The organism is Chitinophaga sp., from assembly GCF_039596155.1.
In the GTDB taxonomy this organism is placed as follows: Bacteria; Bacteroidota; Bacteroidia; order Chitinophagales; family Chitinophagaceae; genus Chitinophaga.
Map to the genome: position 1 here is coordinate 71,655 of NZ_JBCNKF010000029.1, position 17,663 is coordinate 89,317.

Genomic DNA, 17,663 nt, shown 5'->3' on the forward strand with positions numbered 1-17,663 from the left:
CCAGCGGTTAGTGATTAAAAATATTTGTTACGCCAAAAAAGTAAAACAAACAAGAAACCTGGATGCCGGGTTAACCTCAGAGAAATAAAACATACAATAAGCATGGTGATCTGTAAGCATCGCAGTAGATTCTATATTTACTGTGGTTGTCATGTAAAATCCGTGAGTGAGAGATATCATTAAAATATAACCCCAGGACTTTCGGAGCACCGATCTGCTTCAGGTAATCGGATATGTTTAGCGTATCACCTTGCCAGGTAAACCGAACCATTTTTCTCCGGCAAACGTCGGGTGTAAACTGCCATTTAGCATTTCATGCCTGGATGGGGAAGTGTTATTTATTTCAATAAGAGCCATACCAATCAACAATAATCAAACATAAAACACACAAAGCAATGAAGTGGTTATCACATGTAACTATGATTTTTCTCTTTATGATCCTGGCATCAGCAAGCTGTAAGAAAGGTGACCAGGGACCAGCTGGTCCAAAAGGGGATCAGGGGGTACAGGGACAACAGGGAGTGCCAGGGCCTGCCGGCAGCAAGATTTATAGCGGCACTGGAGCACCGGCTACTAATGTTGGAGATAATGGTGATTTTTATCTGAATCTTTCCAGTTCTGAATTTTATGGCCCTAAGACAGCAAATGGCTGGGGAACACCGATTATTTTGAAGGGAGCGACCGGGGCTACGGGAGCAACAGGAGCAACAGGAGCTACTGGAGCGACCGGTGCTACGGGAGCGACTGGAGCAACGGGTGCTACAGGGGCTGCGGGTAGTAAGATATTAAGTGGTACAGGGGCTCCGGCTAATACAGTAGGCAGCAATGGAGATTATTATTTAGATAAGTCTGCATATAACCTGTATGGTCCTAAAACGGGCGGAACATGGGGTGCGGCGTTGTCATTGCAGGGTCCTGCAGGCCCACAGGGACCAGCGGGCCCACAAGGTCCGGCGGGTACAGCGAATGTGATTTATTCAACCTGGAAATATGCGACTAATTTCAATGATTCAACAGTAGATAATTCTTCAGTAAAGGTAGGATATGTAGCGGCGCCGAGCCTTTCCTCTGCTATTATTAATTCAGGAACGGTGATTGTATATTTTACTTTCGGTGCCGGAACGTTTGTGTTGCCGTATACCAGTAATGCTGGTGGCAAACCGAATACAATTTCATTTATACCCATGGTAAATAAAATACTCATTACGCGGTTTACACATGATAATAGTAATACCGTTTCATTGAGTACGGTATTGCAGTACCGCTATGTGATTATACCTGGTGGCGTATCGGGCGGAAAGCAGGAAAATCATCCTGATTATAACGATTATACGGCGGTGTGCAGATATTATAATATACCTGAATAGACAGGTGCTGCTGTTGTTTTGAAAGATGGCTGTCTTTAGGGGCGGCCATCTTTTATTATAGGTTACAGGTGGGGACTTTGCAAGTGGTTAAACAGGGCACAAAATGAAGAAAGGGATCACTTGTTCTATTCTTTAATTACTTGCTTTTATTTGAATCTTAGTTTTATTATGCTGGCAATGCGACAACCATTATAATATACTAAGGATGACCTACAGTTATTTCATTGAGCCAGTTGATTGCAATTGCGTACAGTTCTTGTTCTGACAGGTGCGTTAACTCGAATGCGACATCCGGCTGAATAGCTGTGACGTAGTCATTTTTGTTGCGATCATAGGTTGTACTGGATGCGAGGGATATAAAAGCACTATCGGCAAGAAAAATACTTGTTTTCCCTGTAGGAACGCCCAGCGTTGGCTCGCCAAAGGTTTTGACATTTGGCAGTCCCAGGAAGGAGATCAGGATCATTTCACCTGCGCTGGCGGTGTATTTACCCGTTACTATGGCAATGGGCAGGCTTTCTAAAGGCGTATAGTTGGTGAGGTAACAAAGCCGGGTTGTTTTATTTCTGTGCTTATGGTAGATACCATTTTTATACTGTACAATCTGCGTGCGGTGACCTTTATTGTCTTTATATCCCAGGAGCACGGTCTGATGGATAAGTGGCGCAAAGCCACATAAAAACGGAAGTGTGGACCCACCTTCCATTTTTGTAAAGTCGATGATAAGGCCTTTAACGTGTTGTTGCTGCATCTGGTGTAGAGCGGCATATAGACTATCGGCAATCCGATGCTGATCGGCATTGTCTATTGAATTATATGATTTTAACACTAACAAGCCATAATGACCATCTATTATAGATGCGGAAAATGGAATGCCGCCGGGTTTACTACTGAGTTGGCTGATAATGGACGCACCGTTCGCAGGCGGTGGCGTAAAAAAACTGTGATTATCTTGTAGGGCCGCCAGGAGATAGCGGATAGCGGGATAAGTATCACGGTATGTTTTCGCACCCTTCATCTGTTCGAGTGATTGATTATACAAGTGCTTAAAATCTAATTCTTTCCTTTTAAAAGACTGTGTCTTGACCTGCTTGAAAGCTTCATTAAAATAGTTCAGCGCATCGGGCGAAATGTTTAGCTGTGCTGTAGCTGTGCTTAATATGGAAAGGCTAAAGACAAATAAAATGGTCGTGAATTTCATAGTGGTTTTAATTGGCTTCATTAGAATAAACTAGTCTTGATTTCATAAGTGTATTTTTGGGGACCCTGTAAAGGTCGATATATTCGCGACCGCCTTTCCATTTTTGTTGAATGCTATTTCTTCTCAACGTGCGGCGGCGCTTTTAGATGATATCTAAAACTATTCGTATAACCCACATGTGGTTTAGTAATGATACCTGGATCGGGATAGCATCCCGACTAATGAAATAAAAGTACTATTTTCATGAACACGAGCAAAGCCTTGACAAATTCCAGGCATCCAGACCAGAAACTAATTAACACCAATAGAAGATTAAATATATGTTATCTGGGCAACAGGCTCTCTCAATGTACCGTAAGAACATCTGTAATAAATTCAACACTCATGCAGAGCAGGAAACAAGTAAATTTTGAACAGTGTAGCGGGAAGGGAGCACCTATGAGACAATTGGCTTGTTCGGGTTTAAGCGCCAGAATAGTTTTAAATGCTGAAGGGCTAGCAGGACGTTTTGAAAACGCCACGAGCTCTCTTTGGCGTTGTTGGTAACGATTGTATCGCTTCCTTTGAGTACGCTTTTCTCTTCTTTTTGCATTTTTACTGATAGACGAATAATTATAACTCAAATGGATTATGCTTGTTAACCTAAGAGAAAGCGTTTACATAATCAATACCCCCAATACCGTTTTTGGCTATAGAAATACCAACTAGTTGGTATTTCTATAGTCAATATGATGACTTAATTTTAGGATATATTCGAAATTGAATATAGTCTCAATTAATGGCAGAAGAATTGGATTTGTTCCTCAGATAGAATCATGAACATAAATATCTGCAAGAAGAAGAATTCACAACGGTAATCCCTCCGGATCAAAATTTATGTATGCATATAAACACAGTACATTAGAAATGAAGCCTTAACTTATTATTGCTATTCTAACGACAGGTACGGCGGCTAACAAAAATCCGGCTACCGAAAAGGTAAGAGTTAGAGACAAATGACTTTATCTCTTTTATGAAAACGGGAAGCTGATATGGGATATAACACACACTTGTTTTCAAGGCATTACACCGATATATGTTTACTTAAAACTTTACGCACATGAAACGGGACAATTTGCCCCCTGGCAGAAAAGAAGAACTGATCGGTAAGGTGCTGGAAAACCGGATTGATGCGGCAGGACTACGCGAGCTGGCCGGAGCCGTGGACGAACACGATTTGTCCCGGATCATTCAGCGCATCTATGACCTCAACGAGCAACAGGTCGCTCGTATTGCAGCGCTGGACGCCATCCTCGGCAAAGTCGATGCCATCAAAAATGCGCGCCGTAATAATTATTTTACCCGGCAGATCCAAAAGGGGTTCCGTCAGAAAGCAGGCAATATCGTCATCCTGGCCGAAGGCGATTCCTGGTTCAATTATCCGGTACTACTCAGCGATGTGCTCGACTGGGTGGGAATGGAACCCGATATGATCGTTTACAGCCTCGCTGAAGGCGGCGACTGGCTGCTCAATATGCTCAGTGCCCGCAAATACGTCGAACAACTGTCAGTCATTCAGCCGGACGTCTTTCTGATCAGCGCCGGAGGCAATGACCTGGTTGGTCGTAGCCGGCTGGCCGCGATGATCGATGCCACCGGGGGCGGGACGAACGAATACAACCAAAACACCTGGGCCAAAGCCCTGATCGAGATCCGTAAAAGCAAACCTATTGTTGACCTTGATCAGTCCCGCTTCAATAATGGCATCCGATATATCAACAAAGACTTTCACGCGCTGCTGATGTTTTTCTACCTGCAATACAGTTTTATGATCGGCGGTATCCTCAAAAGCGGCAAATTCCCGGATATCCGCATCATAACCCAAGGTTATGATTATGCAGTTCCCAACAGCGATAAAAAATTTGGACCTAACCCGCTACGTTGGTACCGTCCCTTTATCCGCATGTTCCTGGGCCACGGCAGTTGGCTGAAAACACCGCTGCAATTGCGCGGAATACCGGAAAAGGATCATGCGGATATTATTTACGCGATGATCTATCTCTTCAATGAAATGATGATCGATGTGGGTAATGAATTCTGTACAGAAAGCGATAAGCGCGTTTTCCATATCGACTCCCGCGGTTCGGTTGGTGACAGCGGCTGGAGCGACGAGCTGCACCCGCTGCCTATCCATTTCCACCGTACGGGACAAACCTTTATCGACTGCATCCGCCAAAAGCCCAATAACGGTAGCCAGGTCTACGTCGTACAAAAACTTCACCCTTAAACATTTCCATCATGAAGATCATTCTCTGGCTGCTGTTTATTGTATTGGTTATCATCACAGGTCAGGAAGCCCATATCATCCAGGTGAACGCAGGTGATCAGGCAACGCTTTTGCATTTGGAATTCACAGACTTCGCGGCCGGTAAAAAAATCCTGGACTGCTGGCGCGGAATTACATATGGTGAGGGCACCTTACTTAGCCTGGCCCAAAGCAATACCCGCACCGATTTTTTGTTCCTGATCACCTATACCTTGCTGCTAATCAGCTATTCGAATAGCCAGATGCAACAGGAACGGAACCCAGCGCTGAATAACCTGCTCCGCCTGAACTTGTTTTTGGCCGTACTCGCGGGCTTATGCGACGTTTCCGAGAATTTGATCCTGCTTTATGATATGCGCCATGCCGGTGAAATTACCAGATATGTCTCCAGCTCCTGGGTAAGCATTGCAAAATGGCTGCTGATTGGATGGGTGATCCTTATTTGGCTGATCTCACTTATCCGGTGCCGGGTGATGCGCGAAAAACGGACGTGCTATGTATCCGTCTGACATCAGACCTATCCTTAACCTTAAAACCATTTAATATGGCTCATGGAGTGTCCCTCCAGGATGTCTAAGATCGAAAATAATTTTTCATATCAGCTGTGTTTAAGACCCTCTATTTTCTGAACATTATGATCTTTCCAGTTATATGGTAGCAAGGTATTGATCTGATTAACCGGCATTTCATTAATATCCCGGCTTAAAACATTCTTTAACGAGTTACACGGATTATCGTTGTTTAGTTTACAGGTGACTAATAAGAGTAAAGTAACCCGCTCTTTGTGCTGCATCATGGCATCCACAGAAAAGATAGTTTTCCGGGTCCACCGCCACATTAAAACGACTTGCTTTATCTAGGAATGTGAATCTATACCTGTTTTTTTGTCAGACCGGTATTAGCGACTACAACATATCACCAGTAATTCGAGAGAAACGTAACCAAATTGAATATTGCAGCTTAACTGAGTGTCCATTTTATTGTTGCAATCTACTACATGGTTCAGTTATAAAACGGCTCTACGATTTATATTTTTCGTAGTATATTTATTATTATATGATTTTATCATTTAATTCGGACTATGAAAAGTACGCCACTTCCCCCGATAACTTATGTTACATCAGCTTGTATTTTGTCTGTTTGTGAGATGATACAAGTCTTTGAATGGTATGTTTATAAAGCATTTGCACCCCTTAATAATACTTTAGAGACAGATTTATCGCTGAGCGCACATCCATTTTATCATTTGTCTTCATTTTTAATGTTACTATCTTTTTTCGCTTTATTATATCCTTTTGTTGTTATTTGTATTCATAATTTTACAGCATCACCCGTGGCATCGGTGATGGCATTTTTAGGATTATTTATTTTCTGCTTCCTTCAAATCTATTTGTTATCCATCCAGGTATTTCATATTCAAATGGGATTATCATGGTTTCTCATGGAGTCGAATGGGCCTGGTGTGAAGGAACATGTTGCGGCAGAATATTCAAGGTATCGGGAGCTCAGAATGAGTTTGTATTTTCCATTGATATTTTCTCAGCTAATAGCGTCTGTGATACTGGCTTTTACTATTAAAGTGAAGGCTAATAGATATATACTCCTTAAATATGCATTTGGAATAAATGCATTATACCTGTCCTGGTATTTAATAAAGATGTATCGCAGTCTGTTTTATGCTGGTGATTTTTATAGTGGAATATATTCTCCGGTTACTATCATTGTTTATTTCCTGTTATTGGTATGGTTTATAGTTAATTGCCGAAAATCTGAACAACCTTTTGATATGGGGCATCGTACTACCTAAATAATTTCGTACACTACTTATCTTTTTTTAAATTGAAGCAACACGGATGCCGCCACATCGCAAAGACGTTTCCTTTTAATGCAATTTTATGAAAATTCGACCCCTGATATTATCCATACTTACACCGGTACTCTTACAAAAAATATAAAGCTTAACCCGGCAATAAATTTCTTTCGAGCGCAAGGAATCGAATTAAATACAGTGATTCCTTCTGGCTTCACTGTTTATTATAATTGTGACACACTACTCGTAATGCAGGGCAGTCCTGGTTTATAGTTCAGTATAGATCTTAGTCATCTCTTTTTCTCCTTTGCGATAGTCTGCCCTTGGACCTGAGAAAATCTCCGCTGTGATGATGATATGAAGTATGTGCTTACTGTTATGCCAACATTCCCCTCAAGCAGAATCGCTGAACTGCTTGCTTAAAACTGGGAAAACTCAATTACTGAAACATAATCACCCCTATTTTAAAGAACTGATCGCAAAGATAGTTCGTAAACATTTATAACCATACCTATGGTTCCCCGTGCCTTTACCCTGCCTGGATATTCTGGATATAATGCAGTGCAGTATTCCTTACATTCTGTTCAAACTAAAGGAGATAAAAAAGGGTGAGGCGATGTCTCAAAAACTACATACTTAAAAGTTGTATAGACGGCCCTTCGCTCTCACCCTTTTTCATTTGAATCAAATCAATAGGTATCTTAGATAATTGAAAAAAAGAAGCCATCTCCATGTTTTTACAAACATAGATGAGTGCTTCTTTCTGACTTATCTTAGTATTTATAAGGCAACGATCTAAAACTGATGAAATGTTGTAACACTTTGTGCAGGAAGAGTATATGTAAATGCATTATTAGAAACAGTCTGGGTACCCAGGGAAGCCATATTTTCATTTGCAGAAGTGCGATGCACCTGAAATGAGCTTAGTCCTGAAATATTTGATATGGAGAAACTTTGAGTCACAGCAGATGTTCCTGTATTTACGGCTACGATCACAATTCCGTTATTTCTATAAGCCGTAATAAAAACATTGGACGCTGGATTATAAGTTGCTGAAATCCTTATTTTGCCGGGGCGTATCCATTTTGCAAACTGTCCCAACATATACCCATTTTTGTATATAGTTCCACTACTGTTAACTAAATTTGAGCCGTCGGTGACGCCATCATTTACCCACCACCAGCAATAAGCGCTAAATTGGTTGTTCATTGCATCGCTGACTTCTTTGGCGAATGTCATAGCGTTCGTAATATCAGTTTGACTATTGGCGATTATGTGCTCTGTTTGCCAAACCCTTTTCCCTTTGTTAATGGCATTTTGGTGAACCCAGTTGCCATTGCCATAAAAGTGCCCGGCGACTATACTGACATTATTAACTGCCGTTGCGTCATTCAGCACTGGATCTGAATAAGAATCATTGAAGTTAATGGCTTCAGGCATTATGATCGGTTTGCCGATAGTTGGAGCGTAATTTTTAATGAAATTAAGAATTTCGGTAGGGGTCCATCGGATTTGAGTCGCTACATTACCGTCGGGTTCGTTGAATGGGGATACATAATCAAAGCCTTTGTTAGCAGCTTCTGTTTTAAGCCAGTTGGCGTAATCTGCATAGCGAGAGGATGGCAAATGGCCCGAAACACCCCAGGTTCGATCTGCCCATCCGGTTGCAAATATCGTAGCACCGGCAGCACGGGCGGCAGTAATGTTCGCAGTGGGAGTGACGTAATCACCAGAGTTTGGATTTATAAAAGCCCGAAAGATAGAAAGGCCAAGAGTTCCGTAAAGCGAGTTATTTTTTGCACTGCTTAATGTTCCGCTCCAGCCATCGGAAAATCCAAAACCATCAATATTCTGATAGGAAACGGAGCCATCAATGACCGCTGTTGACGCCAGGAGTGCGGTTGCACTTTTCAATTTTGTATTATTGTTATTTGGCGTACTACTATTGGGAGATAAGATGTTTTCCCGGGTACAGCCGGTCACAATTAATAGGAAACATGCAGTAATGGAAGCGAATAGTGTTTTCATAATAGGATTTTAATATGGTTAACTAATACCTAAATCTAAAAATGATGTTTTTGACATAGTGCTTCAAATGTTGAAAATTGTAGTACAAATGTTTTAAAAGGTATGGGAAACAACTCAACAGACTAAGTTATTTTGGCAAACCGCCGTATACTGGTTGGTACGTACGGTGGTGTGAGAGGACAGTGAGGGAATTAATTACCCCATCACTTCGTACTCGATTTCTGAGTGTAGTACCATAAAGACAAATCTACTAAAGAAGATAGAAGCGCCTGAAAGGAGGAAATCGAAGTTGCTATCAACTAAGGATGACTATCTGGAATATTTCCAATAGAGGAGAAATTATAAAAAAACATAGCCACCCGCTTGACTATAGCCTCTCCAATCGGCAAAAAACAAATCATTGGTTCGATATTCCCGGAAAAACTGATTTTCTCAGAAAATCAACTTCGAACCGCCGAACCTCATGTACTACTAGAGCTAATAACGCGGTCCAGAGCGGACCTTGCCCCCCTAAAACAAGAAAAGGTCGGAGATATCTCCGACCTTTTCGCCTTTGTGCCCAGAACAGGAATCGAACCTGCACTCCCTTTCGAAAACAAGATTTTGAGTCTAGCGCGTCTACCAGTTCCGCCATCTGGGCATCACAACTGTCCTTCAGTTGCGGGTTGCAAATGTATGTATTTATTTCTAATTCCAAACAAATTTTTATTTCCCTTTTATTTATCAGAATATCGGAAATTACCGATACCTTTGCAACACAAAACGATCCATAAGATGAGCACAAATAATCTATTTCAGCCTTTTAAACTTAAATCGCTGAATATCAAGAACAGAATCGTAATGGCTCCCATGACCCGAGCCTTCTCTCCCAACGGCATCCCCGGCCAAAATGTAGCCGACTACTACAAACGCAGAGCCGAAGGCCAGGTAGGCCTCATCCTCTCCGAAGGTACCGTCATCAACCGCGCCTCTTCATCCGCCGATCCCAATATTCCCCATTTCTACGGCACCGAAGCCCTCAATGGCTGGAAACAAGTCATCGACGAAGTACATGCCGCAGGCGGCGCTATGGGCCCCCAAATCTGGCACCAGGGCATCCAGCCAAATCATCCGTCCGGATGGCTCCCCTCCACCCCTTTTGAAGGGCCCAGCGGCATCCTCGCCCCTGAAGGCACCAATGGTAAAGCCCTCACCGAAGAAGATATCGCCGACGTTGTCAAAGCCTTCGCACAGGCAGCTGCAGATGCTAAACAACTTGGCTTCGAAACTGTCGAAATCCATGGCGCACACGCCTACCTCATCGACCAGTTCTTCTACGCCCTCACTAACAAACGCACTGACAAATACGGTGGTAACACCATCGGCGACCGTACCCGCTTCGCCGTGGAAGTCATCAAAGAAGTGAGAAAAGCCGTAGGTGAAGATTATCCCATCATCATCCGCCTTTCCCAGTTCAAGCCAACTGAATATGACCATAAACTCGCCACTACTCCCGCTGAAATGGAAGCATGGCTTACTCCAATGGCTGATGCAGGCGTTGATATCTTCCATTGCTCTCAACGCCGCTTCTGGGAACCGGAATTTGAAGGTGATGACCTCAACTTTGCTGGCTGGGCAAAAAAACTAACAGGTAAAGCTACTATTACCGTCGGCTCCATTGGCCTCTCCGGCGACTTTATGGGCGCTTTCAGAGGCGAAAGCTCCTCTCCCAGCTCCCTGGACGAATTACTCCGCCGTTTCGACCGCGGTGACTTCGACCTCGTTGCCGTAGGACGCCCTTTACTGGCCGATCCAAACTGGGCATTGAAGATTAAAGAAAATCGTACCAGCGAACTGAAAGGCTTTAGCAAAGAAGCCCTCGCTACTTTAGTATAAAAAACAGTAAAGCCCCCCATTATAAACGGGGGGCTTTACCATATAAATTTCCGCCGGCACAATTATCGCTGCTTCTACCATTTAAAAAGCAGCATATGGCCACTACTACCAAAAAGAAACGTACAAAGAAAAACCGTCTCGGCGTCAAAAACTCCCTCGTCAATAACATCAACGCCCGTAAGAAAAGACGCATCTCCCGCCCCAAAAAGAAGAAAACAGTCTCTAAAGAAAACTATACCGCCATGGAAAAGGACTGGAAAAAGTAATACCTCCTAAAGCGAACTACCTGTTTACCGGAACATCCTTTATAAGCCTCACCTCCATGATCCATGGTGTTACCTTACCCTGTGCCGCCCTGAACCCTACCTTCACATTACCCGTTGCTACATCCTGCCCCGGAATGTCCACGACCGCTACCTGGTCTGCCATATCCTGTGTACCCTGCCCGCACAACTCTTTCACCCGCTTCCCTCCAATGAAAACACCGCCACAATCATCCGCATGGGCATAACGATAACGAACATATAATTTATACGCCCCACCCACCGGTGCCTGCAATGTATAAGCAAACGATTGTTGCGCCACCCTGAAATGCTGATCCCCCGCTATCCCCTTGCTACTCCCTCCATCTTCAAACTGATGATCTACCTCTGGCTGCTGTTCCCCCGCATACACCCGGTCTACTGTTATACTATCCAGGTGTTGCCTTGCCGCATCTTGTTTCACCTGTAATTGATAAGGCCAGTAAAGCATATACCGGGTATCATGTATCGTATAAAAAGGTACCAGCTTAAGATTCCTGAAAGTCGTATCCTGCACCAGATCCACCATTGTAAATTCCAATGGCCCTCCCGCACCCTTCAGTTTAACAATACCAGGCTTATCCAGTTTTACCTCCGGAGCTGCAGACATCGGCCGTAAATCCCCATGGGCAATCTGCCCCCAGCGACTGGCATCTGCATACAATCCGGGCATGTTCAACGTATCGGTTGCTGCTGCAAGTACAATAGGCCCATATTCAAAGGAAACCCAGTGCGTACTGTCAGGCAACCCTTCTGCCCGCGCTTCCATAGGAAGAAGAACCTTCACCACATCGCCATTCTTCCATGTACGGCGCACAAATACATAGCCCGCTGCACCACCGGATGATGTTACCGGCCGCCCATTTACTGTAAGGGTCACGCTGTCTTTTACCCATACCGGCACCCGTACCCCTATTGTCAATAACTGCGGCTTTTTTAATGAGAGTTTTAACTTCGACCCTTCTTCCATTGGAAACTGCGTTTCCTGGGTCAGTTTCATCGACCTGCTCTTCCATTCTAATACGGAGGGAATAAACAGGTTTACATAAAGCGAATCTGCTGAATGTGCATATATCAGCTCCGCATACTTCCCATGATTTTCCAGCCCCGTTCCCACACAACACCACATGGCATTCTGGGGAGTAGAATATACCCGGTAATGCATGGGATGTATAGGTGTGAAATAAACAAAACCTCCATTCGGATGCTGAGATGATAGTATATGATTATAAAGCGTTCGCTCATAATAATCCATAAACCTGCGGTCAGGATGATGCAGGAATAACAGTTTGCTAAGTTTTAGCATGTTATAGCTGTTGCATGTTTCCGGTCCTTCCGGACTTTCCAGCATGGCCAGAAAATTATCGACCGCATGAAAATGTTCACGCACACTGTTCCCTCCTATGGAAATTGTTCTATTTGATACCACTGTATTCCAGAAGAAATTCGAAGCATCTTCCAGCACCGTATCATTACCGACCATACCGGTTCGCATGAAACCCACCACCTTCGGTATCTGTGTATTGGCATGCAACCCGGTCAATGCATCTGTATGCCTTGTAAGCGGCTCCAGTAGCTTTTGATGCGTAAATCGCCTGGCCATGCCGAGCCAGGTCGTATCCCCTGTTTCTGAAGCAACTGCTGCAAATATTTCATTCATTCCCCCAAATTCTGTCTGTAGCATCAGCTGCATCTGTTCCTCACTGAGGTGGCTGGTTACTTCCTTACTCCAGCTGCAAAGTCGTAGCAACATTTCACGGGCCTGCATACTGCCCGTAAGTGTCCAGGCATCCAACAGCCCATTCATTGTCTTATGCACATTATACCAGGGCACCCATCTTTGCGTAACCGCATCTCCCTTTCCCTGCTCCACCTGTTTCCAGACACTCTTTCCATCAGGAACACCTCCCAGGTAACCATTCCCATTCTTTAACTGGCAGCGTTCTAACTGATCCAGCATATAATGCAACCGATCCAGGTACACCTTCTTCCCCGTAGCTGCATACATCAATGAAAGCGCTGATAGATAATGCCCCCCTATATGCCCATCCAATCCCGAACTTTCCCAGTTCCCGTAATTTTCCTTCTTCACAGGAATACCTGCATCCTTCTGAAAAGGCGCCAACAGGCGGTCAGGATCAAGAGACAGAATATACTTTTCATCCGTATGCTGAGCGTCCAGGAAAAGCCCCGGCAATAACCGAACCTGTCCAGGACCAAATGTTTGCAATTGCGTTGATTGAGCGGCTACCATACCAGGAATATATGCGAACAGCCAGATGAGAATTCTATTCATAACAATTGTGGAATAAATGTCAAATTAACATTTAAATTTCATTTATGAAAGTAAATGTTGATCAATGGTATCTTCGTCACGTTAAAAAAGAGCCTGCGCCAATTAAGACGCAGGCTCATCAGATTTTGCTCTAACCCTCATTTAATTCGAATGAAAAGGGAAGCAGGGTTTCCACGGATAATTAAATTATTTTAATAAACGTGTCAAGGTTCCATCCATACGAATGAAAAGGTGAAGCATGGTTTCCTCGCGATATTCAGCTATTTTAATGAAAATGTCAATGTTCCGTAGCCTAACTGGTCATACCCGCCACTATTAGGCCCATAGTTGCCTCCGCCACCCTCTGGTCGAACCTTTTCGGCAAATCGCGCGCAATTCGGTGCTGCCAGCCCTTTGCGGTTTACGTAATGGTTGTACACTAACTCCCAGACCGGGCGTACATTTCCGCGGCTGCCACTACTGATCACATCCTGTTCTACACCTACGCAATTCGCATAGGGCTTAAAAGGAACCGAATCTCCCAGGTTATAGGCTGCCACATACTCTGCCCCTTTCAAAAAGCGATTATTATCATACCCGTACATATCATCTCCCTGGCTCCAGGCCATTTCGCAAAATGTTCCCATCAAACCAATTCCAAGTGTAGTATGCCCCTGATCGCGACCACTCTCCTGCCACTGCCCTAACCCATTCGGATGTATAAAATAAACAGCGTTGGCAATGGCGCCATTTCCCGCCCCATATTTAAAGTAATGAATCGCTTCGTTGTAGAGATCACGGTCGTCACACAGCACGCCTATAGCCAGGATGGAGTTCATCACACACAAATCCCAGTTGGCATAAAAATGACTCATACACCGCTCCCTTCTTGTAAGGAAAGAATGATTCATGGTATAAAATACATTCAGCATCATCTGCTGGAACCGCCTGAAATCTCCAGGTGCCCAGCCACTGTAAGTTCTCATGATCTCTGCTGCGTTGGCAAACTGGTAACCATACAGTCCTGCTGCCAGGTTAGCGTCATTATTGCCTGCCAGCCCTTTCAGCCTGGATGACCATGCATTCATAATCTGTATGGACTTTTCAGCATAAGATTTATCACCAGATATCTTCCACCTCAATGCCGTCGCATAAGCAGCAGCGATATCGTTATACAGCTGGTCATAGTTTTGAGGATGTACACCATCACTGCCCCGGTACACTGTATCTGCTGCATTCGGTTGCCAGCTAAGCCCACTATGTGCATTAGACATGAGGCGGCTCCAGCCGGAAGCCCACGGTTCTATTCCCTTGCCCACATTCATCTTCATCCGGTCAAAATCAGATTGCTTATGCAATAACCCGGGGTGTACAAAGGCCGTATCATGGTCCCTTAATTTCAACTTTACGGTGTTAACACTCTTCTCTTTTCCACAGGATGCCACTGTCATCAATAAAATGCCAATTCCAGCAGGAATCATTCTTTTTAAGAACATAGGTTTTTCAGTTAGATATATTTTAAAATAATAAATGGCATTTTATAATAGACCTGCTACATCCGAATAGCTATTTACCTCTAAAAAGGTCTCCACTGCTTACACCTGTAATAGAAAAAATCGACATATTCCACGCCGAAAGGCAGTATGCTAAAACCAGCAGCGGTATCTTAGTAAATATTCCACTCCCAGACTCCTTTTACCCCTTCCGTAATCCTCACACGCAGATAGCGTGCCTTCACCTTCAATTCATCTGTGTGCGGGGATTGTATTCTTACATCAGGATGGCCTCCACAGCTGGTCCAATGTTTACCATCAACAGATGATTCTAATACATATGCATGTCCCGCAGTTGGGCGAACAAAATACACCTCGCTACGCTTTATCCTGCCTACTTTTCCCAGGTCTGCCACCAGCCAGGAGGCTGTATCTTCCGCCGATGCCATCCAACGGGATCCGTTCGCCCCATCCATAGCAAATGAAGGATCAAAATGCTCTACCCGCTGGAAAGAAGGATCTTTTGCCGGATTGATTTTTAACGGCGTACGAATGCTTGATGCCATGATCTGCTTTACCTTAACAGGGGCATCAGACTTTACCTTACGAAGCGGCCCCACACCGTCCATGGTGATATCAATGGGTTGGATAGCCCCTTGTTCCGTAAAATGCATTTTGTTCACATAAGTCTGCCTGTTAGTACTCCCCCTGCCATATTCAAGATAAACGAAGTAATAATCATCAGTGCCCGGTACATTAAAAACACTTCCATGTCCCGGACCGAATATCTGGCGTTTGTAATTGGTAGTCGCGATAAGGTCATCCCCTTTCGGCTTCTCAAACGGGCCGAGCGGCGACTGATCACCTGACACATACGCATATTGGTACATCTCATCTCCTCCAAGCGTATAAAGAAAATAATAAATACCCTTCCGCTTAAAAAAGATTGGACCTTCTGAATAACCACCCCGCGGTGTCGGAATTTCAACCACGTTTGTGTCGACGGTTACCATGTCCGCATTCAACCGCGCGGCATGCCTGAGTTGCCACAACAAATAAGCTTTTTTATCGTCATCCACAAACACCTCTGCATCTATGCCCACCGGACCACGTGGAGATGTATTCTTCAATAACGTATATGCCGAATAAGGTTTTACAAATGTATCAGGACCTTTGGCAAGCCGGAAAGGCCCTTCCGGTGCATCGGCAACAGCGGCATACATATATCCGTTTATCGTTGGGTACAGGTAATATTTACCATTCGCCGCAATCGCTTTACTCGGCGCCCAATACAACTGTCCTACCGCTGATGGAAAACAGGTACCAGAAAAACTCCAATGCACAAAATCCTTCGACTTCCATACCACAGGAGGACCAGAAGTCTTGAGCCCCTCGTCATATCCGTCAGTTGTGGCATAGCAATAAAACGTACCGTTGATTTCCTGAATACTGGCATCTGCTATCATATCCGGAACAAGTGCATGACCAAAAGGATTGGTCTGTGCGATAACAATTGTAGAAAACAATAGCGGAAAAAGTGCTACTGCAAATAGTCTAATACCCATGAAAGCGCTTGTTTTAATAATGTTTTTTACTTGTAAAATTCATGAAGACAATCTTTCTTTATAATAAATCCTGGTCGCTTGTACCTCCTTTGTTCTTCTATACGTGGTAATCAGGATGCAATCATAAAAAATTTAATTGTCATTTAAACATTTATTTTACAAATTAAAATCAAAGGTTCCCTACGTGCACTTATTAATAAATGCACATTACAGGAAAAATCAATATTCATGGTTATTTGTTAAACCAACTATCTGGCTGTGTAAGCAGCTACATTTCTACAATTATATTTTATAAGGCTTAAAAATTTGTTGGCAAAAGAAATACAGGTTACCATCCCACTCTTTATTATCATGTCCATTGGCATCCACGTGCCAGACATGCGCAATCCCCTGCTGCTTTAAATACTGATGTGCTTTTTCACTGATCGGGAACAATCCGTCTTTTGTTCCACACGCTATCCATAATAACTTCAGTTGCCGGCGGGCAGCTTTTACATCGGGTACCAGCGGCACATCTGTGTACATACCTCCAACCATATTCGTATTAGGCGCCGAAGAAAATCCGCCTATACTGCCAAACGTTTCCAGGTGATACAAACCGATATTTAACGACTGTCCCCCTCCCATCGACAAACCTGCCAATGCCCTATGTTCTCCGTTACTGGTAGTGGAATAGTGCGAATCGATATAGGGAATGATGTCATTTAATAAATCCTCCTCAAATAGCTTTCCATATCCCTGATACCCATCTGATTTCCCCGAACGGCTGGCCGCCGACGTATCCGTTATTGTCAATTTTGCATCGCAATTGGGAAATACCATTATCACAGGTTGCATTTTACCTGCTGCAATCAGGTTATCTGCTATGTTATCTGCCTGGCACCACTCCGTCCACTGACGATAATCTTCTCCCAAACCATGCAACAGGTATAATACCGGGTATTGTTGGCTTTCTTTATATCCCGGAGGCGTATACACCGCCATCACCCTGCGCTTGCCAACAGTTTTTGAGTCATATTGAATGACCGTCACTTTCCCATGAGGGATGTCATTATGGTATACATTAAAACCAGCAGGAGGATCGGGGAATGAAGATGTTGTGTCCGCCTTTAAAGAAACCGTATCAGATTGTGCCCGGCAGATATGCGCCGCCATTACAAATACCATCAAGATAGATAAATACCTGTTATTCATTGTGTCCTGTTGTAAGTTAGTTTCTTCACTCCAAGTAAAGTGTGGCAGATCCAATCGTTTAAATCGTAATTTGACACCCGGTTTGGATGCTGCAAAGTTACGCCTGCAAGACAAAAAGAGGGTAGTCAATTGATTCAATCAAGGGGGTCAAATGTTGCAAATGCATCAAAATCACTACTTTAATCAGGAAAAAAGAGAACTATCGACCATTCCTGAAATATTTCGCACACACCCTACCTCCATCCCAT

12 protein-coding genes and 1 tRNA gene are annotated in these 17,663 nt (G+C 43.8%); 6 read left to right on the forward strand and 7 right to left on the reverse strand.

The features are described from left to right. Positions 1-395: 395 nt before the first annotated feature. A complete protein-coding gene (locus ABDW33_RS24125) occupies positions 396-1,367 on the forward strand; it encodes a hypothetical protein (RefSeq protein WP_343692663.1) in 972 nt (323 codons plus the stop codon). A gap of 199 nt (positions 1,368-1,566) precedes the next feature. On the opposite strand, the gene ABDW33_RS24130 is transcribed toward ABDW33_RS24125, so the two are convergent. Next, positions 1,567-2,568, reverse strand: a complete 1,002-nt coding sequence (locus ABDW33_RS24130; RefSeq protein WP_343692664.1) for a S41 family peptidase — start codon at positions 2,566-2,568, stop codon at positions 1,567-1,569. Between the two features lie 1,099 nt (positions 2,569-3,667). Here ABDW33_RS24130 and ABDW33_RS24135 point away from each other — a divergent pair. From ABDW33_RS24135 to ABDW33_RS24145, 3 genes are all read left to right on the forward strand, one after another. After that, positions 3,668-4,834: a hypothetical protein gene (locus ABDW33_RS24135; protein WP_343692665.1), complete on the forward strand. Its 1,167-nt coding sequence runs from the start codon at positions 3,668-3,670 to the stop codon at positions 4,832-4,834. Between the two features lie 11 nt (positions 4,835-4,845). Then, positions 4,846-5,382 (forward strand): hypothetical protein, encoded by a 537-nt coding sequence (locus ABDW33_RS24140; protein ID WP_343692666.1) that lies wholly within the window; start codon positions 4,846-4,848, stop codon positions 5,380-5,382. 572 nt (positions 5,383-5,954) lie between these two features. Beyond that, positions 5,955-6,680, forward strand: a complete 726-nt coding sequence (locus ABDW33_RS24145) for a hypothetical protein (protein WP_343692667.1) — start codon at positions 5,955-5,957, stop codon at positions 6,678-6,680. A gap of 798 nt (positions 6,681-7,478) precedes the next feature. On the opposite strand, the gene ABDW33_RS24150 is transcribed toward ABDW33_RS24145, so the two are convergent. Both ABDW33_RS24150 and ABDW33_RS24155 read right to left on the reverse strand, forming a co-directional pair. Next, complete coding sequence (locus tag ABDW33_RS24150) at positions 7,479-8,711, reverse strand: hypothetical protein (protein ID WP_343692668.1); 1,233 nt, start codon at positions 8,709-8,711, stop codon at positions 7,479-7,481. A 556-nt stretch (positions 8,712-9,267) separates the two neighbouring features. After that, a tRNA-Leu gene (locus ABDW33_RS24155) sits at positions 9,268-9,351 on the reverse strand. A gap of 134 nt (positions 9,352-9,485) precedes the next feature. On the opposite strand from ABDW33_RS24155, the gene ABDW33_RS24160 reads away from it, so the two are divergent. Then, entirely contained in the window at positions 9,486-10,586 is a 1,101-nt protein-coding gene (locus ABDW33_RS24160; protein WP_343692669.1) for an NADH:flavin oxidoreductase, read from the forward strand. A gap of 95 nt (positions 10,587-10,681) precedes the next feature. After that, positions 10,682-10,852, forward strand: coding sequence for a hypothetical protein (locus ABDW33_RS24165; RefSeq protein ID WP_343692670.1), 171 nt, complete (start codon positions 10,682-10,684; stop codon positions 10,850-10,852). Between the two features lie 16 nt (positions 10,853-10,868). Here ABDW33_RS24165 and ABDW33_RS24170 read toward each other — a convergent pair whose 3' ends face one another. The 4 genes from ABDW33_RS24170 to ABDW33_RS24185 all read right to left on the reverse strand — a co-directional run bounded on the left by ABDW33_RS24170 (position 10,869) and on the right by ABDW33_RS24185 (position 17,415). Beyond that, complete coding sequence (locus ABDW33_RS24170; RefSeq protein ID WP_343692671.1) at positions 10,869-13,184, reverse strand: glycoside hydrolase family 127 protein; 2,316 nt, start codon at positions 13,182-13,184, stop codon at positions 10,869-10,871. A gap of 260 nt (positions 13,185-13,444) precedes the next feature. Further along, positions 13,445-14,659, reverse strand: a complete 1,215-nt coding sequence (locus ABDW33_RS24175; RefSeq protein ID WP_343692672.1) for an alginate lyase family protein — start codon at positions 14,657-14,659, stop codon at positions 13,445-13,447. Between the two features lie 170 nt (positions 14,660-14,829). Next, positions 14,830-16,221 carry a family 43 glycosylhydrolase gene (locus ABDW33_RS24180; RefSeq protein WP_343692673.1) on the reverse strand — a complete coding sequence of 464 codons (1,392 nt, stop codon included), beginning with the start codon at positions 16,219-16,221 and terminating at the stop codon, positions 14,830-14,832. A 282-nt stretch (positions 16,222-16,503) separates the two neighbouring features. Then, positions 16,504-17,415, reverse strand: a complete 912-nt coding sequence (locus ABDW33_RS24185) for an alpha/beta hydrolase-fold protein (protein ID WP_343692674.1) — start codon at positions 17,413-17,415, stop codon at positions 16,504-16,506. Between the last annotated feature and the right edge of the window lie 248 nt (positions 17,416-17,663).